The organism is Sodalis sp. RH19 (genome assembly GCF_047324215.1).
In the GTDB taxonomy this organism is placed as follows: domain Bacteria; phylum Pseudomonadota; class Gammaproteobacteria; order Enterobacterales; family Enterobacteriaceae; genus Acerihabitans.
Map to the genome: position 1 here is coordinate 1,907,367 of NZ_CP178734.1, position 22,277 is coordinate 1,929,643.

Sequence of the window (22,277 nt, forward strand, 5' to 3'; positions counted from 1 at the left end):
GCCTTTGATCGGCACCGGAATGCCGGATACCACCAGCCAGACGTCGGTAGCAGCGGCGGCCAGCCGCTGGTTGACCCTGCCCGCGATATCGCGAAACCGCCGGGCCAGCAGATTTTCCGGTACGATGCCCATGCCAAGTTCGTTGGTGACCAGCACCACCCGGCAGCGCGTGTCGGCGCAGGCGGCGATCAGCGCGTCGATATGCCCGGCGATATGGCGCTCGATGGCGTCGAAATCCATCGCATCGGGCGGCGTGGCGCCCGCCTGGTCAAACAGCAGGTTGGTGATAAGCGTGGTGACGCACTCCAGCAGTACCGCCTCGACCCGGCCGGCATGGGCGCGGATCACCCGGTCAAGATCGCGATGGCCCTCCCAGGTCAGCCAGTGCGCGGGACGATCGCGGCGATGTTTTTCCACCCGCTGCGCCATTTCTTCGTCGGTCACCACCGAGGTGGCGATATACAGCACCGCGCCGCCGTCGCGGGCGGCAAGGCTTTCGGCCAGGCGGCTTTTGCCGCTGCGCGCGCCGCCGGTCACCAGTATCATGCCGGTTCTCCCGTCGCCGCCTGCTCACGCATAATACGGTACAGCAGCGGGATATCGATATGGGCGCGCATCTGGCCTGCCAGCGCATCAAACGACAGCTCCTTGCGCTCGCGCCAGCCGGTCACCGGCGTATCCAGCGCATCAAGGCCGCGCCGCGCGCGCAGCGCGTCAAGCAGCGCCCGGGTAAACAACGGGCTGTCGAACAGCCCGTGAATATAGCTGCCGGCCACGTCGCCCGCGGCGTTAACCGCGCCGTCGTCCTGCCGGCAGGGGCGGCCGTTTTGCCGTAATAACGTGGCGAAGGGACGCGCGCCGGCGCCAAGCGTGGTCTGGCCCATATGGATTTCATAGCCGCTCAGCGCCAGGCCGCCCGCGGCGGCGAAGATGCCCGCCGGCAAGGCCTGTACGCCGGCCTCCACCTGGGTGGTGATTTTACGCGGCTCGAAGCGGGTGTCGCAATCAAGCAGCCCCAGGCCGTCGGTTTCGGCGATGCCCGACTCGATGCCGTCGGTGACCCGCCTGCCCAGCATCTGGAAACCGCCGCAGATGCCCAGAACCGGCACGCTTTGCCCATGGGCGCGATGGATAGCGGCATCGATGCCATTTTCCCGCAGGTAGGCAAGATCGCCCAAGGTGTTTTTACTGCCGGGAATAATCAGCAGATCCGGCACGCCCAGCGCTTCGCCGCGCTTTACATAACGCAGCCGTACATCCGGCTGCACCGCCAGCGCGTTAAAATCGGAAAAGTTGGCGATATGCGGCAACTGCACCACGGCGATATCCAGTTCACGGGCGCCGCCCAGGCGGTATTTATCCCCTTGCAGGGCGACGCCGTCCTCATCTTCCAGCGGCTCGTCGAACCATGGCATCACGCCCACCACCGGCACGCCGGTCAGCGCCTCGATTTGCGCGATCCCGGGCTTGAGCAGCGCCAGGTCGCCGCGGAATTTATTGATAATCACCCCCTTGACCCGCGCTTTTTCATCCGGGCGCAGCAGCGCCAGGGTGCCGTAAATGGCGGCGAACACCCCGCCCTTGTCGATATCGGCCACCAGCAGCACCGGCGCGTTCGCCTGTTGCGCCATGCCCATATTGACGATATCGCGATCGCGCAGGTTGATCTCCGCCGGACTGCCGGCGCCCTCGAGCACGATAATGTCGAAATCCGCCGCCAGGCTGCGGAATACTTCGCCGACCCGCGCGCGCAGCTGCGGCTTGTAGCGATGGTAATCCATGGCGTCCATGTGGCATAGCGCCTCGCCCATGACGATCACCTGCGATTTCCGATCGCTGGTCGGCTTGAGCAAGACCGGGTTCATGCGCACGTCCGGCTCAATGCCCGCCGCCTCGGCCTGGAACACCTGCGCCCGGCCCATTTCAGCGCCATCGCGGGTGATCCAGGAATTCAGCGCCATATTCTGCGCCTTAAACGGCGCCGCGCGGTGGCCGTCCTGGGCAAAAATACGGCACAGCCCGGCTACCAGGACGCTTTTACCCACGTCGGACGCGGTGCCCTGTACCATGATTGACATCGTCATACTTTTGCCTCCCGGGATTGTTCGTAAAAAGCGAACAGTTCATCTTCCGTCTTCACCAGCGGCATGCCGAGCCGGGTATGCGCCTTGATGAGCCAAGGCTGGCTCAGCCCCGCGCGCGCCAGCATCGCCGCTTGCTGGAACACCTCCCGCTCGCTGCCCTCGGCCAGCAGCCGTCCCTGCGCCATGACATAGATGTAATCGCAGATATGATAAATCAGATCGATATCATGGCTGGCGATGATGACGTGCCGGCCCTGGGCCGCGATGCGCTGGATAATGCCGATCATCGCCTCGCGGCCCTGCGGATCCAGTCCGGCGGTGGGTTCGTCCAGCAACAGGTAATCCGATTGCATCACCAGCGCCCCGGCGATGGCCACGCGTTTTTTCTGGCCATGGCTGAGGTACTGGATCGGCCGGTGGCGAAAGCCGTTGGCCCCCACCAGCGTCAGCGCCTGCGCCAGGCGCGCCTGGATGACCGCTTCGTTCACGCCGAGGTTACGCAGGGCAAACGCGATATCGCTGTCGATATCGGTATAGAACAGTTGGTGATCCGGTTCCTGGAACACCATGACCACCTGCTGGCGCAGCGCCAGCAGGCTGCGTTTATCATAGTCCAGCGGCTTGCCCCGCCACAGCACCCTGCCGCTTTGCGGCTTTTGCAAACCCAGCAGGTTCATGAACAGCGTGGACTTGCCGCAGCCGTTGGCGCCAATCAAGCCGGTGACCCGGCCGCGGCTGAAATCCAGCGTTAAATCGCACAGCGCCGGCTGATCCTGCTGCCAGGAAAAACTGAGTGCTTCGGTCGCTAACATCGTCGATCCTTATAAATGGAATTCGCCCTGGTACAATTTCACCTCCAGCGCGACGGACATTTCCCGGTAGCGGGTGATGACCCGCAGCATCAGCATGCCCACCAGCATCGCCAGCGAATGATAGCCGGTACGCAGCGAACAGTAACCGAAGCGCAGCGACTGCGCCTGGCGGATGGCGTTGGCCTCGTCAAGAAAGATAAAAATAAAGCGATAGCTTAGCAGGGTATGCTCGATCAGAGAGCCGCGGCAGGCGGCAGCGTTTGAGGATCTGGATAATCTGGGTAAAAGGCGTGGTCAGCACGAATAAATAGGTGGCCGCCAGGGCGGTTATGCTGCGCCACATGGCCAGATTGGCCAACGCCAGGCCCTGTTTATCCAGCCCCAGGTACAGGCTTCCCAACCGCACGCTGTAGATCATACTACCGCCGGACCAGGCAAAAGATACCGCGATGCTCAGCAGGCTGACCGCCAGAAATCCCAGCGGCACGCTGAGCCAGCGCAGATAGCGCGCCAGACCCACACGCGCCACATAGCAGGTCAAGGGGATTAGCAGCAGCAGGGTGGCACATTGATACAGCGGCGATGTCAGCAGCGCAATGCCCAGCAAGGCCGCATAGAGAACGAACTTGCGCATCGGATCCCGCGCCTGCCAGCGGTTTTGCCAGGACAGGCGATCGATTTCAAGCATGACGTCCGTCCCGGCCGGCGTCGTCTTCATCTTCGGGCTGGCGGCCATCGCCGCGGCCTTCCCCACCGCGCTTGTTTTTGCCGCGGCTCTCCCTGCCGCGATAAAAACCGAGAATATAAAATACCACCCCGGTGCCGATCGAGCCTTGCAGGGTAAACAGCAGGCTTTCGATTTCACTGCTGGCGGGTTCATAGAGCGACGAAAACCAGGGTTTATAATTGGGCGCCAGGGTGCCTATCAGACCTTCCGCCTCGTTGTCCGATCCGCCGTAGCTGCCGCCATGGTTGATAAAAAACGGCATCACCATCAGCGCCACCACCAGGGAAAGCAATATCAGCATTTTTTTCATTTTAATGACTCCCGACGGTTAACAACTGCCGTTTGGTCAGTTGGTCGTAAATCATGACGGTTAACAGTCCTTCCGCGATGGCGATGGGGATTTGCGTCAGGCAGAACACGCCCATAAATTTCAGCGCCGAGCCGGTAAACCCAAACACCGGGTCGGGGAACGCCAGTCCCAGTTGCAGCGACGTCACCATATAGGTGGACAGATCGGCGAGCATGGCGCACAGGAACACCGCCACATCGCGCCGCAGGCCTAAGCGCAGCGACAGCCGCCAGACCACATACCCCACCATCGGGCCGACCACCGCCATGGAAATGGCATTGGCGCCCAGGGTGGTCAGGCCGCCGTGGGCCAGCAGCAGCGCCTGGAACAGCAGCACCACCGCCCCCAGCACCGACAGCACCCACGGCCCGAACATAATCACCGCCAGGCCCACCCCGGTGGGATGGGAACAGCTGCCGGTCACCGACGGGATTTTCAGCGCCGACAGCACAAAGATAAACGCGCCGCACAGCGCCAGCAGCACCTTGCGGTTGCTGTCCTCGGCCACAATCCGCCGCATGCGCGTCAGTCCGATCGCCAGACAGGGTAAAAACAGCAGCCACCAGGCCAGCGCCCACATCGGCGGCAGGAAACCCTCCATGATATGCATGGCGTACGCATCCTGCGGCACCACCAGCAATAACAGCGTCATGCCGGCGCCGAACGCGGACATCCCCTTGCCAATCTGTAGGTTCATCGGTTAACTCCTCGGTTATCCATTAAAATGCGCTGTTGCGGCGGCGGGCCAGCCTTTATTGACCACCACCGTGGAAAAATAAGGTAACGCCTGATCTGGCGCCAGGTCGCCCAGCGCGCGGAAGCACCTCTCCTGCGGCAACGATGCGTCCGCCATCAGCAGGGCGTGTTCCAGCAGGCCAAGGCGGCCCAGCAGCGCCTGGATGCGGGCAAAACGGCCATACACCTTCATCAGCACCACACAGTCATGGGACAGCAGCGCCTGTTCCAGCGCGCTTTCATCATCGGTGCAGGCCATCACCGCCAGCGACTGGCTTTCCATCGCCAGCGGCATTTGCGCCCGGGCGGCGATGCAGGCGAACGAGGTGACGCCGGGAATAATGTCGATGGGTATGCGCCCCTGCAGCCGCGCCAGTAAAAATACCCAGGTGCTGTACAGCATGGCGTCTCCCAGGGTAATAAAACCCACCTGCAGTCCCTGCTCCACATCAGCGGTCATTTCGCGGGCCACCGCGTCCCACACGGCATCCTTTTCCCCGGCGTCCAGGCTCATGGGAAAATGGCGCGTCCTGATATCGACCCGCGCGGCGAGATATTCGCGCACAATACTCAGCGACAGGCTGTCGCCGCCCTTGCGTCCCGCCGGCGCGTACAGCACATCCAGTTGGCCGAGCACGCGGGCGCCGCGCACCGTAATCAAATCGGCGGCGCCCGGCCCGGTGCCGATGGCATACAGCCGGCCGGTCATGGCATCACCTCTTCGGTGACGCGATCCAGGAGATGATCGACAAACAGCTGCTGGACCAGCGGGTTTTCCCCCAACCCCTGTACCCAGCACCGGCATGCGTAGCCGGCACGCTGTAGTTGGCTTTTCCAGGAATCGGGCTCCCCGGACGCCATATCGTTGATGGCGTGATCGCCCGCCACCAGCATCAGCGGCATTAAATGCACCTTGCGTACCTTTTGGGCGTTCAGCCGCGCGATGACCAGTTGCAGATCGGGATAACTTTCCACCGCGCCGATAAGCGCGGGGATACCGCGCGCGGCCAGCATATGATCCAGGCATGCGTAGGCGGCAAACGCATGATGGCGGGTGCCGTGCCCCATAAACACCACCCGCTCGTCGTCGGCCAGCGCGGGCATTTGCGCCTGTAGCGCCGCCATCAGCCGCCCGTAATCGCGCTCGTCGTTAAGCAATGGCGCGCCGATATGCAGCCGGTCGAAACGTCCGCGCCAGGCCGCGGCGTGATGCAGGATTTTTTCGTACTCATCGCCGTTGATGATATGCAGCGACTGGATCGCCACATCCCGATAGCCCTGTTGCCAGAGTTTTTCCAGCGCCTGCTGCGGCGAATCGATAAACAGGCCGTCCCGCTGCGCCAGCTTGCGCATGACCATGCCGGAGGTGAAGGCGCGAAACGGGACGCGATCGGCGAATGCGGCGGCCAGCCGCCGTTCGCAGGCGTCGATATTGCGCTCGCGCGCCTCGGTGTAGGTGGTGCCGAAACTGATGGTCAACAGCGCTTTTTTCATGATGATTCCTTATTCGCCGTGCCGGCGGCGTTCAGCCACTGGTCCAGCCGGTGTTCAAACGCGTCCGGCGTGCTTATCACGTCATCCCACCGCATCAGCGGCCGGCGGATGACCACGCAGGGGATATTCAGCGCCAGGCAAGGCAAGACCTTTTCGGCGTAGCCTCCTTCCCGGCCGGATTCCTTGGTGATCATGACCTCTGGCCGGTACTGGCGGTACAGGGCCAGGTTCAGCTCGCGGCTGAAGGGACCGGTCATGGCGATCACCTGGCTGACGCCCAGGCCCAGCTCCGCGCACTGGGCCAGGATCGCGGCGGTGGGCAGCACGCGGGCTATGAGGGTTTTGCCCGGCAGCAGCCTGACGTAATCAGCCAGCTGTTTGCTGCCGGTGGTCAGCAGGATGCGCTGTCCCAGCGCCGCCGCCGTCCGGCACGCCTGCTCTATCGAACCCACCGGTAATAAACGGGGATGCGTGATGGCGTCGATATCGCTGGGACGTTCATAACGCGTCAACGGCAGCGCCAGCGCCCGACACGCCGCCGCCAGATGTTGCGACGCCAGCTCGGCATAGGGATGGGACGCGTCGATAACCCAGCGCGCCCCCGAAAGCCACCCGGCCATGCCGGCGGCGTCCATACGGCCCACCTGCCTGGCGCCGCCCACGCCCGCCGCCAGCGCCTCGCCGGTGGCGGTGGCCACCGACAGGCTATAGGACACTCCGCGCCGGGCCATCACCCGGCATAACGCCAGCGCGTCGGACGTGCCGCCGAGGATATGCACCTGGGGCGCCGGCGCGCGGACAATCCCGCCGCCGCCGTCAACCGGCTCCCGGGCTGCTGCAGGTGGGCATATCCGGCCCGCCGTCACTGCGCGTCCGCCTGGATTTGATAGCCGCGCGGCGTGATCATCAGGCCGTCACGGCAGTAGGTCGCCTGGTTGCCGACAATCACCAGGCAGGTCATGTCCACCGGCGCGAAGTCCATATCCCCGAGCGTCGTCAGCCATTTTTCCTGTTTTTTACGCCCGGCGGCACGTACCACGCCCACCGGCGTGTGCGCCGATTTATAACGGCCCATCAGGGCAAAGGCGTTGGCCAGGTGATCCGGCCGGCCGTGGCTGCGCGGATTGTAAAAGCAGATCACGAAATCCGCCTGCGCCGCGCACAGGATGCGCCGTTCAATCACCGGCCAGGGGGTCATCAGATCGCTCAGGCTGATATGGCAAAAATCATGCATCAGCGGCGCGCCCAGCAGTGAGGCCGCGGCGGTGCTGGACGTGACGCCGGGGATAAGCTTCAGTTGCACGTCCAGCCCCTGCGCCGTCACCAGTTCCAGGATCAGGCCCGCCATGCCGTAGATGCCGGCGTCCCCGCTACTGATCAGCGCCACCTTTTGGCCGGTGACCGCCAGATCGAGCGCGGCCTGGCAGCGTTCGATTTCCTTGCACATGCCGGTCTTGATCACCTGTTTGTCGCCGGTCAGGTGCTTGACCAGGTGGGTATAGGTTTTGTAGCCGACGATAATGTCGGCGTCGCGGATGGCGTCAAGCGCCTCCAGGGTCATCGCGGCCTGGCTGCCCGGGCCGATACCAATCACATACAGCATCAGCAGGAAACTCCTAAGGTTATGGTCACGCCCTGGGTACGCAGCGTATCGCCCACCAGGCGGCCGTTGCTCATCAGCCAGGCGACGGGTTGGGAGACGCTGCCGATGCCCACCACGCGCTTCACGAAGTCCGAGCCGGGAAATCGGGCGGCGGCCGGTTTCAGGGCATCGACGGAAAAAATCTCGAACGGCACGCAGCATTGATTGGCCAGATGGCGCAGCGCGGGTTCGTCGCGTTTAATCGCCACGCTGCCGATGGCGCGCAGCGCCAGCGGGTCGATATGCAGTCCCGCCAGTTGCCGCGCCAGCAGGTTCGCCACGGTGGACGGCGGCGTGTCGCGGCGGCAGCCGATACCCGCCACCACACAGCGCGGCACCAGTTTGTACACCGGCACCGGCACCTCCGGCACGCTGTCGTGCAAACTGACGTACAGCAGCGCGTCCAGTTCGGGCAAATCGTCCAGATCGGTGACCAGCACCAGGCCGCGGGTATCGCAATACTCTTCCGGCCAGCGCATTTTTATCGTCGCCAGCGACGTCTGGTCCCAATACAGCCCGACGCGCCCGCCGCACACCAGCAACTGGTTAAGCTTTTTCACCGTCTGGCGAAAATCCGTCATGGTGGCGTTCAACTGCTGCGCCAGGATATCCACCGCGGCCAGCTGGTTGACATCGGTCGCGGTGGTGACCACCGGCGTGGCGCCGATCAGCCCGGCGATATAGCCGGTCAGCGCGTTGGCGCCCCCCATATGACCGGACAGCAGGCTGATGGCTTGGTGGCCGCGATCGTCGATCACCACCACCGCCGGATCGCTGAACTTATCTTTAATCAGCGGCGCGATAACCCGCACCGTCAGACCGGTGGCGCAGATAAATATCAGCGCCGAATACGTATTGAACACTTCCGCCACCGTATGGGACAGCGTGCCGTGAAACGCATCAAATCCCGGCTCCAGCAAACTCTGGCTGGTAAAACAGGTCATCGGGATCAGCGCCGACAGCCGTTTGGCCAACTGAACGCCGCCGGGGGTCAGGCAAAACAGGGCGACCGACTCAGGCTTGACGATATTCATGGGTGAATTCCGCGTGATACAGTTTGGAGTAGTGGTATTCGTCGCCCAGGAAGGCGCCCACCAGGATAAGCGCCGTCTTGCCGATGCCGGCCGCGCGGACCTTGCCGGCGATATCCGCCAGCGTGCCGCGTACGGTTTTTTCCTCCGGCCAGGTGGCCTTGAAAATCACCGCCGCCGGCGTGTCGCTGGGATAACCGCCGTCCACCAGCCGCTGCGCCACGCGCTCTATAGCCTGTACCGACAGGAAAATGGCCATCGACGTGCGGTGCGCGGCAAACGCTTCCAGCGCTTCCAGCGCCGGCGTCGGCGTGCGCCCCTCCATACGGGTGATAATCAGGCTTTGCGCCACTTCCGGCACGGTATACTCCACGCCAAGCTGCGCCGCGGCGCCGAGAAACGCGCTGACGCCGGGCACGGTGCTAAAACCGATATTCAGCAACGCCAGTTCTTCAATCTGTTCGCGGATCGAGCCGTACAGGGATAAATCGCCGGTTTGCAGGCGCACCACCAGCTTGCCGGCGGCGATACCCTCGCTCATATGGCCGATAATCTGCCGCAGGTTGAGACCGGCGCTGTCATAGCAGGCCGCGCCCGGCTTGCAATAGTCCAGCAGCGCGGGATTAATCAGCGATCCGGCGTAGATCACCACGTCCGCCGCGCATAACAGCCGGTAGCCTTTCAGGGTGATCAGTTCCCGGTCGCCCGGTCCTGCGCCGACAAACCAGATCAGCCGGCGGTCAAAGGGCTCTGTCATGAGTGTTCTCCTTGAGACAGGAAATAATAAAAGCGGGATTGTTCGGTTTAAAAAAGTGTCCGCTGCCCAGCGGGGCCAGGCTGGCAACCTGCATCTGGACGCAGTCCGCGCGAACGAAGGGCGCCTGGCGCAGCGCGCCCAGCGCCTCGCCGAGGTTCTCCTGCAAAATCAGGTTAATCACCAGGCGTCCGCCCGGCACCAGCAGTTCACCGGCCCAGCCGATAATCGCCGCCAGGTTGCCGCCGCTGCCGCCGATAAAAACAGCATCGGCGCTTACCGCCAGCGGCAGCGGCGCGTCGCCGGCCACGATGTCCATACGCTCGTCCAGGGCGAATTTGGCGCTGTTGGCGCGAATCAGCGCCAGCGCGTCGGGATTGCGCTCCACCGCCATCACCCGCAGCTGGGGGTAGCGGCTGGCCGCCTCGATGCCGACGCTGCCGGTACCGGCGCCGACGTCAATCAGCAGCCGGGCCTGCGCCAGCTCCAGCCGGTCCACCGACGCCAGCCGGATTTCGCGTTTGGTCATCGGCACCGGGCCGCGGATAAATTCTTCATCTCTCATCGAGGATCACCACCACGTTCATTGCATAATGCCGCGCCACCTGCGCGGGCGGCAGCCGGTGGATACGTTCATCGGGGTAGGACAGGTTTTCGCCGATAATCATGACCCGCGGCCGCTCGCGCGCCAGGATCTCGCGGGCGATTTCATAAGGACCGATGCGTTCGTCGGTGACCATCGCCACCCTGGGGTGCAGCAGCAAAAAATCAAAATCAGGCGCGCGGCCATGGCTGCTGGTGAGATAGACATCGTTCATCGCCATGCGCAGGCGTGAAAACAGGTATTGCACCGCGCTGATCCCCGGCTCGATATGCAGGTTTTCCGCCCCCATGCGCCGGCTCAGGTAATCGCCGATGCCGTACAATAGCGGGTCGCCGGAAGCCAGCACCACCGTGTCCACGTCGGGATGGGCGTCCAGCCAGGCCGCAAGCGCCGCCAGGGACGGGCCGAACGGCCGCTTTTCGCCCTGGAACCCAGGAAAACACGCCAGCTGGCGCGGGCTGCCGATCAGCACCGAACACTGATCGATCAGCCGCCGGGCGCCGGGCGTCAGGTAGCGGCCATCCCCCGGCCCCAGCCCGACCACGCTTAACCGGGGCGCGTGCCGGTGGCCGTTATCGTCAACCCTCCTGTTCATCGGAAGGCCTCTCTCAGTTCCGCCGCCGGCCGGCTGCTGCCGAGGATCTGCTGATCGAAGGAGAACAGCAGCGCGTCGCAGCGGGGCGGCGCAGAGGAAAAACGCAACAGCTCGGCCATGCGGGCGGCGACGCGCGCGGCAATGGCCGGGTATACCCGCTGCCAGCCGGCGGCGTCGATTAACGCCATCGCCTCCTCGGTGGTCACGCACGCCGCCACCTGATGCATCAGCGCGTGGGGGGCGTCGCACAAGGCCAGCCAGGCAATCAGCGTTTCCATGCGTCCGTCGGCGATATGGCTATGGGTATGGAAGATCCCCGCCGCCACCTTCACCAGTTTGCCGAAATGGCCGACCATCAGGATCTGGCGAAACCCCAGGCGCTCCGCCTCCTTAAGCATATAGCCGACAAAATTGCTCATAGTGACAACGTAACGTTTATCGATGCCCAGCCGTTCGCCGACGAAACGCTCGCCGTGGTTGCCCGGCACCAGGATCACCCGGTCCATGCCGTCGGCGCGCTTCATGCCCAGCTCAAGCGACAGGGATTTCTTCCAGCTTTCCTCCGACATCGGCGTCACGATGCCGCTGGTGCCGATAATGGAAATACCGCCCAGGATGCCCAGGCGCGCGTTATAGGTTTTCCGCGCCCGCGCTTCCCCTTCCGGGGCGAAAATCTCCACATCCGCGCCGCGATCCGGCCCGATGACCTCGCGCACCGCCGTCTCGATGGTATGACGGGGAGTGTTGTTAATCGCCGCCTGGCCGATAGCCAGGCCGATGCCGTTGCGGGTTACCCGGCCCACGCCGGCGCCGCCCTCGATGATAATGGCGGCATCGGCGCGCAGTCTTAAGCGGGCAAAAATCAGCATGCCGTCGGTGGCGTCCACGTCATCGCCGCCGTCCTTGCGAATGGCGGCGGTGGCCTCGCCGGGGCTTATCAACGGCAGCTCGACGTTCAGGCACAGCGTGACGCCGGACGGCGTCACGATGGAAACGGTATCTATCACCTGCTGGCGCAAAAGCATCTCGGCGGCGACTTTAGCCGCCGCGGTGGCGCAGGATCCGGTGGTATACCCCTTGCGCAGCGCCCGGCCATTGTGCCAGACCACGTCGTCCATCATGCCTCCCGCAGTTGATAAAGGAGGGCGTTGACGATGGCCGCGGCGATATTGCTGCCGCCTTTGCGGCCCAGCGCGGCGATGCAGGTCAACGGGCTGTCGGCCAGCGCCTGCTTGGATTCGCTGGCGCCGACAAACCCCACCGGCACGCCTATCACCCCCTGCGGCCGGTAATCCGACCGACCGACATGCTCCAGCAGGCGAAACAGCGCGGTGGGCGCGTTGCCGAACACAAACAGGCTGTTGTCCGGCTCCCGGCCGGCGCGCGCCACCACATAGTCCACCGCCGCCATTGAGCGCGTCATGCCCTGCGCCCGCGCCTGCTCGGCGATACCGGCATCGCCGATATAACAAGCCGCTTTGCCGCCCAGCTGCGCCAGCGCGGTCTTATTGATGCCGGACAGCGCCATGGTGGTATCGGTATATATCGTGCAGCCCCGGCTCAGGGCGTCGGCCATGCGTTCAGCCGCGCCGGCCGAGAAATGCAGAATATCCAGCCAGTCGAAGTCGGCGCTGGTGTGGATGGCGCGCAGGATGATTTTTTCCTGCCAGATATCCTGGAAATGGAAATCGGGACGCTCGCGGGCAATGATCTCCCGGATAATGGCAAAACTGGTGCGCTCGATTTGTTGCGGTTGTTTGATATAACTCATTCGCGTTACAGCTCCGGGCCTGCGCCCTGTTATACAGCCCTGTTAAGTCTCACCACCACCCTAATCCCGCGCCGCCGGCGCGGAGCAGGCACATCGTCGCCAGCATCAGCGCGGAGGCGACATACATCAAGCGGATGCTGTGGATGATGTCGCCAAGGGCAATCTCGCGCCGCGCCTCGCCAATCCAGGGTTTTTCCACCCGGATGCTGAAATAATCATTGGGTCCGCCCAGCCGCACCCCCAGCGCGCCCGCCACCGTCGCCTCCGACCAGGCGCAGTTCGGGCTTTTATGCTGATAACGGTCGCGCCAGCCAATGCGCCAGGCGCCGCGCCCGTCCAGACGCAACAGGCCGGCGGCCAGCGCCAGCAGCAGCCAGCCCAATCGCGCCGGCAGCCAGTTGGCCGCGTCGTCCATTCGCGCCGATACGCAGCCGATGGCTTCGTACTGCGGCGTGCGGTACCCCACCATGGAATCCAGGGTATTGACCGCCTTATAGGCCATCGCCAGCGGCACGCCGCCGATAAACAGCCAGAACAGCGGCGCTATCACGCCGTCAACGCTGTTTTCCGCCACCGTTTCCACCACCGCGCGCATCATTTGCGGCCGCGTCAGGTGCTGGGTATCGCGGCCGACAATGTAGGACAGCTGCCGGCGCGACGCCGCCAGGTCGTCCGCGCGCAGCACGTAATAAACCGCCATGGCGGCATCGCGCAGGCAGCGGGTCGCCAGCAGGGTGTAGGTGAGCCAGGCGGTGGCCAGCCACTCCAGCGCGGGCGAAAAGGACAGCAGGCGCAGCAAGGCCCAGGTCAATCCCCCACTGCCGCCCACCACCAGCAGCCACAGCGCGCCGCCGCCGATATACAGCGCCCGGCGGCTGCGGCAGCAACGGCGGATAACGCGTTGCAGGCCCGTGACGGCATGGCCTATCCAGCGCACCGGATGCGGCCAGTGCGGCGGATCCCCAAGCCACAGATCCAGCAGGTAGCCGGCGAGGTAGGCGCTCAAGGTCATAGCAGCTCGCATCCTTTATCCAGCCAGCGCCGCAGCAAGGCCGGGCGCTGGTAAAAATGCACATGCAGGTAGCTGGCGAGAAGCGTGGCGTCGCCATAACCGCCCGGCCACTGTTTTACCTCGCCGCCGGCGGCGCGTTTGGTGAGGGTAAACAGCGGCGGCTCATCGGTGATAAATTCGGAATGGTGAAATTCGTGACCGCGTAACGTTTCTCCCCTGGCGGTCAGCAGATTATCGGCCAGCGCCCGCCCCTCGCAATAGCCGAAACGCTTGAGTCCCTCGCTCATGCGGCTGACGCCGCGCAACAGGCCGACCATGGGGAAGACGCGGCCCTGCTGATCCTCCAGGGAAGTCCCCAGGTACATCAGCCCCCCGCATTCGGCGTAGATGGCCGTGCCCTGCAGACCGGCCCGCAGCAGCGCCGCCCGCATCGCGCCGTTGGCCGTCAGCCGGTCGGCGAAGAGTTCCGGAAAACCGCCGCCGAGGTAAATCATCTGGCACGCCGGCAGTTCCCGATCGTTTAGCGGGCTGAACGGCACGATACGCACGCCGATATCGCGCAGGAGCTGCAGATTATCCGGATAATAGAAATGAAACGCCTCGTCCTCGGCCAGCGCCAGCGTCAGCTGCGCATAACGCGGCGCGGCGGGCGGTGCGGGCAGGCGGCCCGGAGCGGGCTGGCAGTCGGCAAGACGCAGAAGACAATCGATATCGATATGCTGTTCCACCGCATCCGCCAGTTGGTCCCATTGCGCCTCCAGGCGCCGGTTTTCCTGCGCCGGCACCAGGCCCAGATGCCGGGAGGGCAATGCCCAGTCGCTGAGCGGCGGCAGATACCCCAGCACCGGCAGATCGCAGTAGCGGGTAATGGCGGTTTTAATCAGGTTGAAATGATTGGCGGAGGATACCCGGTTTACGATAATGCCGGCGATGTTGACGGCGGGATCAAACAGTTGAAAGCCCAGTACGGTGGCGGCGGCCGAGGTGGATACCGCCTTGCCGTCGATAATAAGCACCACCGGCACGCCCAGCTGCTTGGCCAGCGCGGCGCTGCTGCAGTCGCCGCCGTCGCTGCCCAGGCCGTCGTAGAGTCCCATGACGCCTTCGATAACGCCCACGTCGGCAGTTTGCATATGCCGGTTAAACAGGCCGTTAAGCGTGTCAGCCCCCAGCATATAGGCGTCCAGGTTATGCGAGGCGATGCCGCTGACCGCTTCATGCCAGCCGGTATCGATATAATCCGGCCCGCACTTGAACGGCTGCGCCCTGAGGCCGCGCCTGGCCAGCACCCGCAGCAGGCCGAGCGTCAGCAATGTTTTCCCGGTCCCGCTTTGCGCGCCGCCAATCAGTATCGCTTTCATCCGTATCCCGTAATGCCAGGGCGGGCCGAACGGGATTGTCGTAAGCAACGGCGGCGGAAAGGCGCTATCCCGACGCAGTCGTTAGGACAACCCGCTTCCCACCGAAGGAGTTGTTACCGAGCCGGTACGGCTCTTGTTATCAGGCAGGTCTTCTGGCTTTGCGTCATCCTCCTCCGGCCCTTCCCAATCATTTTCGATCAGTGGTGACGCCGGATTCGTCGGCATTACAGCAGCGGGGGCTGCGGAGGATTCACACCTCCTTCCCTGACGGCCTTGCGGCGCGTGCAACCTGGTAACATTGGCATTGGCGCCGCGCGGAAATGGCAAATCGTTGCCGGCGGCGCCCCTGTCATCGTTAATCTAAAGTATCTGGGGAAAATATACCCCGGATTGGATCAAAAAAAATGTTCGCCGGCGATGATTTGATTAAAATTTATTGTCGGGGGATAACACTTTTTAGCTATCGGCAATTAGCCATGCCACGGCATGGCGCGATGAGCGGCCATTTTCAGCGGCGAAAGCCATAGCATTAAATAGCGTTGGTTAAATTTAAAAAATGAGATCACGATCGGCTGGAAATAATAACGTCACAATAATTAAAGCGACAAAAGGGAAAAAGGATTAATTACGCGGCATGGCGATATTTTTCGCCGGGCTGTTATTCAGCGCGGATAAACGCTGCTCACGATACGCCTGGGGGGTAATGCGATAGGCCTGGCGAAATACTTTGCAAAAATAGCTGGCCTGGGAAAAACCGAGGTTGCGCGCAATGACGGCGATGGACCAGTCGCTTTGCTCCAGCATCTGGCGCGCGCTTTCCATACGCTGCTGGTTCACGTAGGCGTTAAAACCCACGCCTTGGTATTTTTTGAATAATTTGCTGAAATAATAAGGGCTGAGATAGACCATCGCCGCCACGTCCTCAAGACGCAGGTCCTCGGAGTAATGACTGTCGATATAACGCAGCACCTTTTTCATTTTGCCGTCATGCGCGCTTGGGATCGCCGCCCGGTGCCCGGCGCTCGCCGGCGCGTGTTCTTTAATTACCACGAAATCAAGCTGTTGCTTAAGGTAATTATCAACGATGATTTTCAGCAAATCGGCGGAAGACAGCAGCCGGTCGTAATCGATAACCGGAATGTTCTCGAAATGCTCGGCCAGCACGCCGTTCTGGCGCCAGGTGAAGGAACTGCTCTCCTGCACTTCGGGCAGCTTGACGGTATCATTGATGCGCACCTGGCCGCACAGCACAAATCCCACCAAATGGCCGCCGATGACCAGGGGAATGGAAAAATCGGTCAACCCGGCGTGACAGCGGTAGATACAGGGCTGATTGGATTTAGAGGCTTCAAGTCCGCCGCAGCGGTCGCTCATGCGGCAGCGGCGGCCCATTTCCGGATCCTGGCGCAATGATTGGCAAAACGGGGTGAAATGATATAAATCCGAAACTTCCTCGCCGTGGATATTGACTACCACTACAGCCAAATTGGTGGCATTAGCGAAATCATGCGCGATTTTATTTATCAGTTCTGAATCCATAAAACTACCGGAATTCATATTATGCCCTCTCGCGCTTTACTTATTTTTAATAAACCAGTAACAAAAAAGATATATTTCGCCTGATTGTTACGTTTTAATGAAAGATGCAGCGATTACGACGCAATATCTTAAAGCCGTTTGGGATTTAATCATTTTTTCCTTATTCAAAACCGTGCTCTATCACACAATTATAGGATTGCGCCGGCACCCGGTCCTGAAGCCGGGTGCCGGCCGGGTTGCCCGGGGTTTAAGATTGCAGCGGCGGTTGTCCCGCCGCGTCCTGTTTAATATTGCCGGGCAAATGGGGCGCTATCAGGAAGCGGTATACCGCGGCGCCCAGGATCGCCCCGACGATGGGGGCGGCGATGGGCACGATAAAGTAGGGAATCTCGCGGCCTCCGGTCATCGCCACCTCGCCCCAGCCGGCAAAAAAGGTGAACAGCTTGGGGCCGAAGTCACGCGCCGGATTCATGGCGAAACCGGTCAATGGCGCGGTGGACGCACCGATCACCGCCACCAGGATACCGATCAGCAACGGCGCCAGCGGACCTTTGGGCACGCCGTTGCCGTCATCGGTCAGCGCCATGATAAGCCCCATCAGGATGGAGGTGATGACGGTTTCCACCAACGCGGCCAGCCCGACGCTGATGGCGCTTGCCGGATAAGTGGAAAAGATGCTGGCCAGGAACAAGCTCTCCTGGCTGCCGCGCACCATCTGGTGGGACTGCTCGTAGAGGCCGAACATATTATGGTACAGCAGATAGGTCAGCGCCGCGCCAAAGAAGGCCCCCGCCACCTGGGCCAGGATATAGGGCAGCACTTTCCTGCCCTCGAAATTAGCCAGCAGCCACAGGGCAATGGTTATCGCCGGATTCAGATGGGCGCCGGAAATACCCGCGGTCAGATACACCGCCAGCGCAATGCCCAGCCCCCACACCACGCAAATCTCCCACAGGCCGAAGCTGGCGCCGGCGAGCTTGGCCGCGCACAGCACGCTGGTGCCGAAAAACATAAACAGCCCGGTACCCAGCAATTCGGCAACACATTGCCCTTTTACCGTTCGTAGAGTGTCGCTCATCGTAATTTTCCTGTATGAGGTCGAAATGAAATAATTATTAGCGTGAAATCGCATTGCTTCCGACTGACATTTTGTCTATTTTTAAAAAATCTTTTTAATGAACATAAGACCTTCAAGGCACTACGCTATATGCCCCCATGGCGTTTAGCAAAGTTATTTATCAATCAAATGAGATCTCGCCTGCAATTATCTTTTTACGTAACAAAAACAAGACATAAAATTTCGTTTTTTAAAATATAAAATAATCGCCACAGTCGATAATTTTTATGGGTCATAGGCGCTGCAAGCCTTGCCGCGCAAGGCATTGCCGTTTTTTCGCCATACTATATTATTGCTCTGGCATTATTTTTTACCGTTAACGGGTCGCCGGAAAAATCACAGCCGGGCCTGAATTTCAAGATCAATTATTGAATTATGGAAGGTAAAAAATTAATTGGTGTTATTGCACAAGTCGATAAAAACCAGCCAGGGCGCCGCATTTTCAAACTGAAATGACAATTTTTTGCTATGCCACCGCCAATCATTTCTTCTATTTTCACCCTAATCAAGCCACTATTTTTTATCGCTTATGCGTATATTTTACCTCGGACATCCTCAGAATTTTAATGATTGGTCGAGGTAATAAAAATGCAACAAGAAGCCCTGGGCATGGTGGAAACCAAAGGTCTGACCGCCGCGATTGAGGCGGCCGATACCATGGTGAAATCGGCCAATGTGTTATTGGTCGGTTATGAAAAAATCGGTTCCGGTCTGGTGACGGTTATCGTGCGCGGCGACGTCGGCGCGGTGAAAGCCGCCACCGATGCCGGCGCCATGGCGGCGGCCAACGTCGGTGAAGTGATCGCCACCCATGTCATCCCACGTCCCCACGCGGATGTGGAGAAATTTTTGCCTAAAGGTACCCGCGAATGAACACCGATAAGGTCATCGAGGCGATCCTGGCCCAGGTGATGGCGAAAATCGGTGACGACGCCCCCGCGGCGCCCCCTTCTCTCTCCCCATTGGAACGAGGTCCGGATATGTCGGAAAACACCTGTAACCTGACGGAATTCGTCGGCACGGCCATGGGCGACACCATCGGTTTGGTGATCGCCAATGTCGACAGCGCAGTGCTGACGGCGATGAAACTGGAAAAACGCTACCGCTCGATCGGTATTCTCGGCACGCGCATCGGCGCGGGTCCGCACATTATGGCGGCGGACGAGGCGGTCAAGGCGACCAATACCGAAGTGGTCAGCATCGAATTACCCCGCGACACCAAAGGCGGCGCGGGACACGGCTCGCTGATCATTTTCGGCGGCGAGGACGTGTCCGATGTGAAACGGGCGGTGGAAGTGGCGCTCAAGGAGCTGGACCGGACGTTCGGCGACGTCTACAGCAATGAGGCGGGCCATATCGAGCTGCAGTATAGCGCCCGCGCCAGCTACGCGCTGGAGAAAGCCTTCGGCGCGCCGATCGGCAAAGCCTGCGGCGTGATAGTCGGCGCCCCCGCCGCCATCGGCGTGGTGATGGCCGATACGGCGGTGAAATCCGCCAACGTCGATGTGGTTTCCTACAGCTCCCCGTCCAACGGCACCAGCTTTAGCAACGAAGTGATCCTGGTGGTCTCCGGCGATTCCGGCGCGGTGCGCCAGGCGGTGACCTCCGCCCGTGAAATCGGCAAGACCCTGCTCGGCACGCTCGGCGCGGTGCCGCATAACGATCGTCCGTCTTATATTTAACTCCTTGTGGGGGATGGCATGAAATCCAAGCGATTTGAAGCGCTGGCGAAACGGCCGGTTAACCAGGACGGTTTCGTCAAAGAGTGGGTCGAGGAAGGCTTTATAGCCATGGAAAGTCCCAACGACCCCAAGCCGTCGATCAAAATCGTCGACGGCAAGGTTACCGAACTCGACGGCAAGGCCCGCGCCGACTTCGATCTGATCGATCACTTTATCGCCAACTACGGCATTAACCTGGCGCGGTCGGAAGAAGTCATGGCGATGGATTCGGTACAACTGGCAAAAATGCTGTGCGACCCCAACGTGTCGCGCGCCGATATCATCCCGCTGACCACCGCCATGACGCCGGCGAAAATCGTCGAAGTGATGTCGCAGATGAACGTGGTGGAAATGATGATGTCGATGCAGAAGATGCGCGCCCGGCGCACTCCCTCGCAGCAGGCGCACGTCACCAATATCCAGGACAATCCGGTGCAGATTGCCGCCGACGCCGCCGAAGGGGCCTTCCGCGGCTTTGACGAACAGGAAACCACCGTGGCGGTGGCGCGCTACGCGCCGTTTAACGCCATCGCGTTGCTTATCGGCTCGCAGGTCGGCCGGCCGGGCGTGCTGACGCAATGCTCGCTGGAGGAAGCCACCGAACTGAAGCTCGGCATGCTGGGCCATACCTGCTATGCCGAAACCATTTCGGTCTACGGCACGGAACCGGTGTTTACCGACGGCGACGATACGCCCTGGTCGAAAGGATTTCTCGCCTCCTCCTACGCCTCGCGCGGCCTGAAGATGCGCTTTACCTCCGGTTCCGGCTCGGAAGTGCAGATGGGCTACGCCGAGGGCAAATCCATGCTGTACCTGGAAGCCCGCTGTATTTTTATTACCCGCGCCGCCGGGGTGCAGGGGCTGCAAAACGGGTCGGTAAGCTGTATCGGCATTCCGTCGGCGGTTCCCTCGGGCATCCGCGCGGTGCTGGCGGAAAACCTGATCTGCTCGTCACTGGATCTGGAGTGCGCCTCCAGCAACGACCAGACCTTCACCCATTCCGATATGCGCCGTACCGCGCGTTTGCTTATGCAGTTCCTGCCCGGCACCGACTTTATCTCCTCCGGTTATTCGGCGGTGCCGAACTACGACAATATGTTCGCCGGCTCCAATGAAGACGCCGAGGACTTCGACGACTACAACATCCTGCAGCGGGATTTAAAAGTGGACGGCGGGCTGCGTCCGGTGCGCGAGGAACAGGTGGTGGCCATTCGCAATAAAGCGGCGCGCGCGCTGCAGGCCACGTTCGCCGGCATGGGCCTGCCGCCCATTAGCGACGAGGAGGTCACCGCCGCCACCTATGCCCACGGTTCGAAGGATATGCCGGCGCGCAATAAGGTGGAGGACATGAAGTTCGCCCAGGAGATTATCGAGAAGAACCGTACCGGACTGGAAGTGGTCAAGGCATTGGCCGAAGGCGGTTTCACGGACGTGGCGCAAAGCGTGCTGGATATCCAGAAAGCCAAGATTGCCGGCGATTACCTGCATACCTCGGCCATTATCGTTGGCAACGGCCAGGTCCTGTCGGCGGTGAACGACGTGAATGATTACGCGGGTCCGGCCACCGGATACCGTTTGCAGGGCGCACGCTGGGAAGAAATCAAAAACATTCCCAACGCGCTCGATCCCAGTGAGTTGGGTTAACCAAGGCGGCCATGATGGAAATTAACGAAACACTATTACGGCAAATCATCGGCGACGTGCTCAGCCAGATGCAGCCGCTGGATAACCAGGTCTCCTTCGCCCCCGCGCAGGCGGCCAAACCCGCCGCCGCGGCGCCCACCGGCGACGGCAAGACCTGCGATTTTCTCAAGGTGGTGGGCGACGCCCGGCCCGGCACCCATAAAGACGAGGTGATTATCGCGGTCGGCCCCGCGTTCGGCCTGTCGCAGACCGTCAATATCATCGGCCTGCCCCATAAGCAGATCCTGCGCGAACTGATTGCCGGCATCGAGGAGGAAGGCGTGCGCGCCCGGGTGATCCGCTGCTTTAAATCCTCCGACGTGGCGTTTGTGGCGGTGGAAGGCAACCGGCTGAGCGGGTCGGGCATTTCCATCGGCATCCAGTCCAAAGGGACGACGGTTATCCACCAGCGCGGCCTGCCGCCGCTGTCCAACCTGGAGCTGTTCCCCCAGGCGCCGCTGCTGACGCTGGAGACCTACCGGCATATCGGTAAAAACGCCGCGCGCTACGCCAAGGGCGAATCGCCGGATCCTGTGCCGACGCTCAACGATCAGATGGCTCGGCCAAAATACCAGGCCAAATCCGCGGTGCTGCATATCAAGGAAACCAAGTATGTGGTGACCGGCAAGCAGCCGCAGGAACTGAGCGTCGCCCTCTGAACGCCACGACTTTAACCTCTACGCGCCCGCCGCGGGCGATGCGCGAATTAAGGTAACGACGATGAATGCTGAAGCAATTGAAACCATGGTGCGTGACGTGCTGGCACGCATGAACAATCCGGACGCGGTGCAAACGCCGGCCCCGGCGTCCAGCGCGCCCAAGGCCTTCACGGCCGGCGTGGCGGATTATCCGCTGACCAATAAGCACCCGGACTGGGTCAAGACCGCCACCGGCAAAACCCTGGACGACCTGACGCTGGCCAACGTGCTTAACGGCCGCGTCACCGCCCAGGACGTGCGGATCACTCCGGAAATCCTGCGCATCCAGGCGGATATCGCCCGCTCCGCCGGACGTTCCCTGCTGGCGATGAACTTCGAGCGCGCCGCCGAGCTGACGGCGGTGCCGGATGAGCGGGTCCTGGAAATCTATAACGCCCTGCGTCCGTTCCGCTCAAGCCAGGAAGAATTACTGGCGATAGCCGGTGAGCTTGAGTCGCGCTACAACGCGACGATTTGCGCCGGTTTTGTCCGCGAGGCCGCGGGGTATTACCTGCAGCGTAAAAAGCTCAAGGGCGACGATTAACACC

Annotated in this window: 23 protein-coding genes, 2 pseudogenes and 1 riboswitch; of the genes and pseudogenes, 5 read left to right on the forward strand and 20 right to left on the reverse strand. The window is 61.6% G+C overall.

From position 1 onward, the window contains the following. Positions 1-3: 3 nt before the first annotated feature. The 20 genes and pseudogenes from cobU to ACL2XF_RS08620 all read right to left on the reverse strand — a co-directional run. A pseudogene (gene cobU / locus ACL2XF_RS08525) lies at positions 4-546 on the reverse strand (bifunctional adenosylcobinamide kinase/adenosylcobinamide-phosphate guanylyltransferase); the annotation flags it as partial. Continuing rightward, entirely contained in the window at positions 543-2,084 is a 1,542-nt protein-coding gene (locus ACL2XF_RS08530) for a cobyric acid synthase (protein WP_413728430.1), read from the reverse strand. The pseudogene cobU and the gene ACL2XF_RS08530, both read right to left, overlap by 4 nt. Continuing rightward, a complete protein-coding gene (locus tag ACL2XF_RS08535) occupies positions 2,081-2,896 on the reverse strand; it encodes an ATP-binding cassette domain-containing protein (protein ID WP_413728431.1) in 816 nt (271 codons plus the stop codon). The genes ACL2XF_RS08530 and ACL2XF_RS08535 overlap by 4 nt, the downstream gene beginning before the upstream one ends. Positions 2,897-2,905: 9 nt before the next feature. Then, positions 2,906-3,584: pseudogene (locus tag ACL2XF_RS08540) on the reverse strand (energy-coupling factor ABC transporter transmembrane protein). Further along, positions 3,577-3,933: an energy-coupling factor ABC transporter substrate-binding protein gene (locus ACL2XF_RS08545; RefSeq protein ID WP_413728432.1), complete on the reverse strand. Its 357-nt coding sequence runs from the start codon at positions 3,931-3,933 to the stop codon at positions 3,577-3,579. Before ACL2XF_RS08545 ends, ACL2XF_RS08540 begins: the two are co-directional and overlap by 8 nt. Before the next feature lies 1 nt (position 3,934). Continuing rightward, positions 3,935-4,669: a cobalt ECF transporter S component CbiM gene (gene cbiM, locus ACL2XF_RS08550; RefSeq protein WP_413722842.1), complete on the reverse strand. Its 735-nt coding sequence runs from the start codon at positions 4,667-4,669 to the stop codon at positions 3,935-3,937. A 15-nt stretch (positions 4,670-4,684) separates the two neighbouring features. Further along, positions 4,685-5,416, reverse strand: a complete 732-nt coding sequence (locus ACL2XF_RS08555) for a cobalt-factor II C(20)-methyltransferase (RefSeq protein WP_413728433.1) — start codon at positions 5,414-5,416, stop codon at positions 4,685-4,687. Next, positions 5,413-6,201: a sirohydrochlorin cobaltochelatase gene (gene cbiK / locus ACL2XF_RS08560; RefSeq protein WP_410015119.1), complete on the reverse strand. Its 789-nt coding sequence runs from the start codon at positions 6,199-6,201 to the stop codon at positions 5,413-5,415. The genes ACL2XF_RS08555 and cbiK overlap by 4 nt, the downstream gene beginning before the upstream one ends. Beyond that, a complete protein-coding gene (cobK, locus tag ACL2XF_RS08565; RefSeq protein WP_413728797.1) occupies positions 6,198-7,004 on the reverse strand; it encodes a precorrin-6A reductase in 807 nt (268 codons plus the stop codon). Before cobK ends, cbiK begins: the two co-directional genes overlap by 4 nt. Before the next feature lie 59 nt (positions 7,005-7,063). After that, entirely contained in the window at positions 7,064-7,804 is a 741-nt protein-coding gene (locus tag ACL2XF_RS08570) for a precorrin-3B C(17)-methyltransferase (protein ID WP_413722839.1), read from the reverse strand. Next, a complete protein-coding gene (gene cbiG, locus ACL2XF_RS08575; protein ID WP_413728434.1) occupies positions 7,804-8,877 on the reverse strand; it encodes a cobalt-precorrin 5A hydrolase in 1,074 nt (357 codons plus the stop codon). Before cbiG ends, ACL2XF_RS08570 begins: the two co-directional genes overlap by 1 nt. Beyond that, a complete protein-coding gene (locus tag ACL2XF_RS08580; RefSeq protein ID WP_410015123.1) occupies positions 8,858-9,631 on the reverse strand; it encodes a cobalt-precorrin-4 methyltransferase in 774 nt (257 codons plus the stop codon). Before ACL2XF_RS08580 ends, cbiG begins: the two co-directional genes overlap by 20 nt. Then, positions 9,615-10,193, reverse strand: coding sequence for a decarboxylating cobalt-precorrin-6B (C(15))-methyltransferase (locus tag ACL2XF_RS08585; RefSeq protein WP_410015124.1), 579 nt, complete (start codon positions 10,191-10,193; stop codon positions 9,615-9,617). The genes ACL2XF_RS08580 and ACL2XF_RS08585 overlap by 17 nt, the downstream gene beginning before the upstream one ends. Further along, positions 10,183-10,827 (reverse strand): cobalt-precorrin-7 (C(5))-methyltransferase, encoded by a 645-nt coding sequence (locus tag ACL2XF_RS08590; RefSeq protein WP_413728435.1) that lies wholly within the window; start codon positions 10,825-10,827, stop codon positions 10,183-10,185. Before ACL2XF_RS08590 ends, ACL2XF_RS08585 begins: the two co-directional genes overlap by 11 nt. Further along, complete coding sequence (gene cbiD, locus ACL2XF_RS08595; RefSeq protein ID WP_410015126.1) at positions 10,824-11,948, reverse strand: cobalt-precorrin-5B (C(1))-methyltransferase CbiD; 1,125 nt, start codon at positions 11,946-11,948, stop codon at positions 10,824-10,826. Before cbiD ends, ACL2XF_RS08590 begins: the two co-directional genes overlap by 4 nt. Continuing rightward, on the reverse strand, positions 11,945-12,598 hold the full coding sequence (locus ACL2XF_RS08600; RefSeq protein WP_413728436.1) for a cobalt-precorrin-8 methylmutase: 654 nt from the start codon (positions 12,596-12,598) through the stop codon (positions 11,945-11,947). The genes cbiD and ACL2XF_RS08600 overlap by 4 nt, the downstream gene beginning before the upstream one ends. A gap of 49 nt (positions 12,599-12,647) precedes the next feature. Continuing rightward, the gene (cbiB, locus tag ACL2XF_RS08605; RefSeq protein ID WP_413722835.1) at positions 12,648-13,610 is read right to left on the reverse strand and encodes an adenosylcobinamide-phosphate synthase CbiB; all 963 of its coding nucleotides are present in this window, start codon (positions 13,608-13,610) and stop codon (positions 12,648-12,650) included. Next, positions 13,607-14,971, reverse strand: coding sequence for a cobyrinate a,c-diamide synthase (locus ACL2XF_RS08610; protein ID WP_410015129.1), 1,365 nt, complete (start codon positions 14,969-14,971; stop codon positions 13,607-13,609). Before ACL2XF_RS08610 ends, cbiB begins: the two co-directional genes overlap by 4 nt. 124 nt (positions 14,972-15,095) lie before the next feature. After that, a riboswitch (cobalamin riboswitch) is annotated at positions 15,096-15,279 on the reverse strand. A gap of 313 nt (positions 15,280-15,592) precedes the next feature. Continuing rightward, positions 15,593-16,528, reverse strand: coding sequence for a transcriptional regulator PocR (pocR, locus tag ACL2XF_RS08615; RefSeq protein WP_410015130.1), 936 nt, complete (start codon positions 16,526-16,528; stop codon positions 15,593-15,595). A gap of 229 nt (positions 16,529-16,757) precedes the next feature. Beyond that, positions 16,758-17,588: an MIP/aquaporin family protein gene (locus ACL2XF_RS08620; RefSeq protein ID WP_410015131.1), complete on the reverse strand. Its 831-nt coding sequence runs from the start codon at positions 17,586-17,588 to the stop codon at positions 16,758-16,760. Between the two features lie 627 nt (positions 17,589-18,215). On the opposite strand from ACL2XF_RS08620, the gene pduA reads away from it, so the two are divergent. The 5 genes from pduA to pduE all read left to right on the forward strand — a co-directional run bounded on the left by pduA (position 18,216) and on the right by pduE (position 22,273). Continuing rightward, a complete protein-coding gene (pduA, locus tag ACL2XF_RS08625) occupies positions 18,216-18,500 on the forward strand; it encodes a propanediol utilization microcompartment protein PduA (protein ID WP_331119187.1) in 285 nt (94 codons plus the stop codon). Further along, positions 18,497-19,309 carry a propanediol utilization microcompartment protein PduB gene (gene pduB / locus ACL2XF_RS08630; protein ID WP_410015132.1) on the forward strand — a complete coding sequence of 271 codons (813 nt, stop codon included), beginning with the start codon at positions 18,497-18,499 and terminating at the stop codon, positions 19,307-19,309. Before pduA ends, pduB begins: the two co-directional genes overlap by 4 nt. A gap of 18 nt (positions 19,310-19,327) precedes the next feature. After that, positions 19,328-20,992, forward strand: a complete 1,665-nt coding sequence (pduC, locus tag ACL2XF_RS08635; RefSeq protein ID WP_413728437.1) for a propanediol dehydratase large subunit PduC — start codon at positions 19,328-19,330, stop codon at positions 20,990-20,992. Between the two features lie 14 nt (positions 20,993-21,006). Beyond that, positions 21,007-21,690, forward strand: coding sequence for a propanediol/glycerol family dehydratase medium subunit (locus ACL2XF_RS08640; protein WP_410016549.1), 684 nt, complete (start codon positions 21,007-21,009; stop codon positions 21,688-21,690). Positions 21,691-21,751: 61 nt separating this feature from the next. Continuing rightward, complete coding sequence (pduE, locus tag ACL2XF_RS08645; RefSeq protein WP_410015134.1) at positions 21,752-22,273, forward strand: propanediol dehydratase small subunit PduE; 522 nt, start codon at positions 21,752-21,754, stop codon at positions 22,271-22,273. Positions 22,274-22,277: the final 4 nt, after the last annotated feature.

Coding starts and splice junctions, on each gene's coding strand:
- pduB (WP_410015132.1), top strand. CDS start 18,497: ATGAACACCGATAAGGTCATCGAGGCGATCCTGGCCCAGGTGATGGCG.
- ACL2XF_RS08555 (WP_413728433.1), bottom strand. CDS start 5,416: ATGACCGGCCGGCTGTATGCCATCGGCACCGGGCCGGGCGCCGCCGAT.
- pocR (WP_410015130.1), bottom strand. CDS start 16,528: ATGAATTCCGGTAGTTTTATGGATTCAGAACTGATAAATAAAATCGCG.
- pduC (WP_413728437.1), top strand. CDS start 19,328: ATGAAATCCAAGCGATTTGAAGCGCTGGCGAAACGGCCGGTTAACCAG.
- cbiB (WP_413722835.1), bottom strand. CDS start 13,610: ATGACCTTGAGCGCCTACCTCGCCGGCTACCTGCTGGATCTGTGGCTT.
- ACL2XF_RS08545 (WP_413728432.1), bottom strand. CDS start 3,933: ATGAAAAAAATGCTGATATTGCTTTCCCTGGTGGTGGCGCTGATGGTG.
- ACL2XF_RS08640 (WP_410016549.1), top strand. CDS start 21,007: ATGGAAATTAACGAAACACTATTACGGCAAATCATCGGCGACGTGCTC.
- ACL2XF_RS08580 (WP_410015123.1), bottom strand. CDS start 9,631: ATGACAGAGCCCTTTGACCGCCGGCTGATCTGGTTTGTCGGCGCAGGA.
- ACL2XF_RS08570 (WP_413722839.1), bottom strand. CDS start 7,804: ATGCTGTATGTGATTGGTATCGGCCCGGGCAGCCAGGCCGCGATGACC.
- ACL2XF_RS08585 (WP_410015124.1), bottom strand. CDS start 10,193: ATGAGAGATGAAGAATTTATCCGCGGCCCGGTGCCGATGACCAAACGC.
- ACL2XF_RS08530 (WP_413728430.1), bottom strand. CDS start 2,084: ATGACGATGTCAATCATGGTACAGGGCACCGCGTCCGACGTGGGTAAA.
- ACL2XF_RS08535 (WP_413728431.1), bottom strand. CDS start 2,896: ATGTTAGCGACCGAAGCACTCAGTTTTTCCTGGCAGCAGGATCAGCCG.
- ACL2XF_RS08610 (WP_410015129.1), bottom strand. CDS start 14,971: ATGAAAGCGATACTGATTGGCGGCGCGCAAAGCGGGACCGGGAAAACA.
- cbiM (WP_413722842.1), bottom strand. CDS start 4,669: ATGAACCTACAGATTGGCAAGGGGATGTCCGCGTTCGGCGCCGGCATG.
- ACL2XF_RS08600 (WP_413728436.1), bottom strand. CDS start 12,598: ATGAGTTATATCAAACAACCGCAACAAATCGAGCGCACCAGTTTTGCC.
- pduE (WP_410015134.1), top strand. CDS start 21,752: ATGAATGCTGAAGCAATTGAAACCATGGTGCGTGACGTGCTGGCACGC.
- cbiD (WP_410015126.1), bottom strand. CDS start 11,948: ATGATGGACGACGTGGTCTGGCACAATGGCCGGGCGCTGCGCAAGGGG.
- ACL2XF_RS08590 (WP_413728435.1), bottom strand. CDS start 10,827: ATGAACAGGAGGGTTGACGATAACGGCCACCGGCACGCGCCCCGGTTA.
- cbiK (WP_410015119.1), bottom strand. CDS start 6,201: ATGAAAAAAGCGCTGTTGACCATCAGTTTCGGCACCACCTACACCGAG.
- ACL2XF_RS08620 (WP_410015131.1), bottom strand. CDS start 17,588: ATGAGCGACACTCTACGAACGGTAAAAGGGCAATGTGTTGCCGAATTG.
- pduA (WP_331119187.1), top strand. CDS start 18,216: ATGCAACAAGAAGCCCTGGGCATGGTGGAAACCAAAGGTCTGACCGCC.
- cbiG (WP_413728434.1), bottom strand. CDS start 8,877: ATGAATATCGTCAAGCCTGAGTCGGTCGCCCTGTTTTGCCTGACCCCC.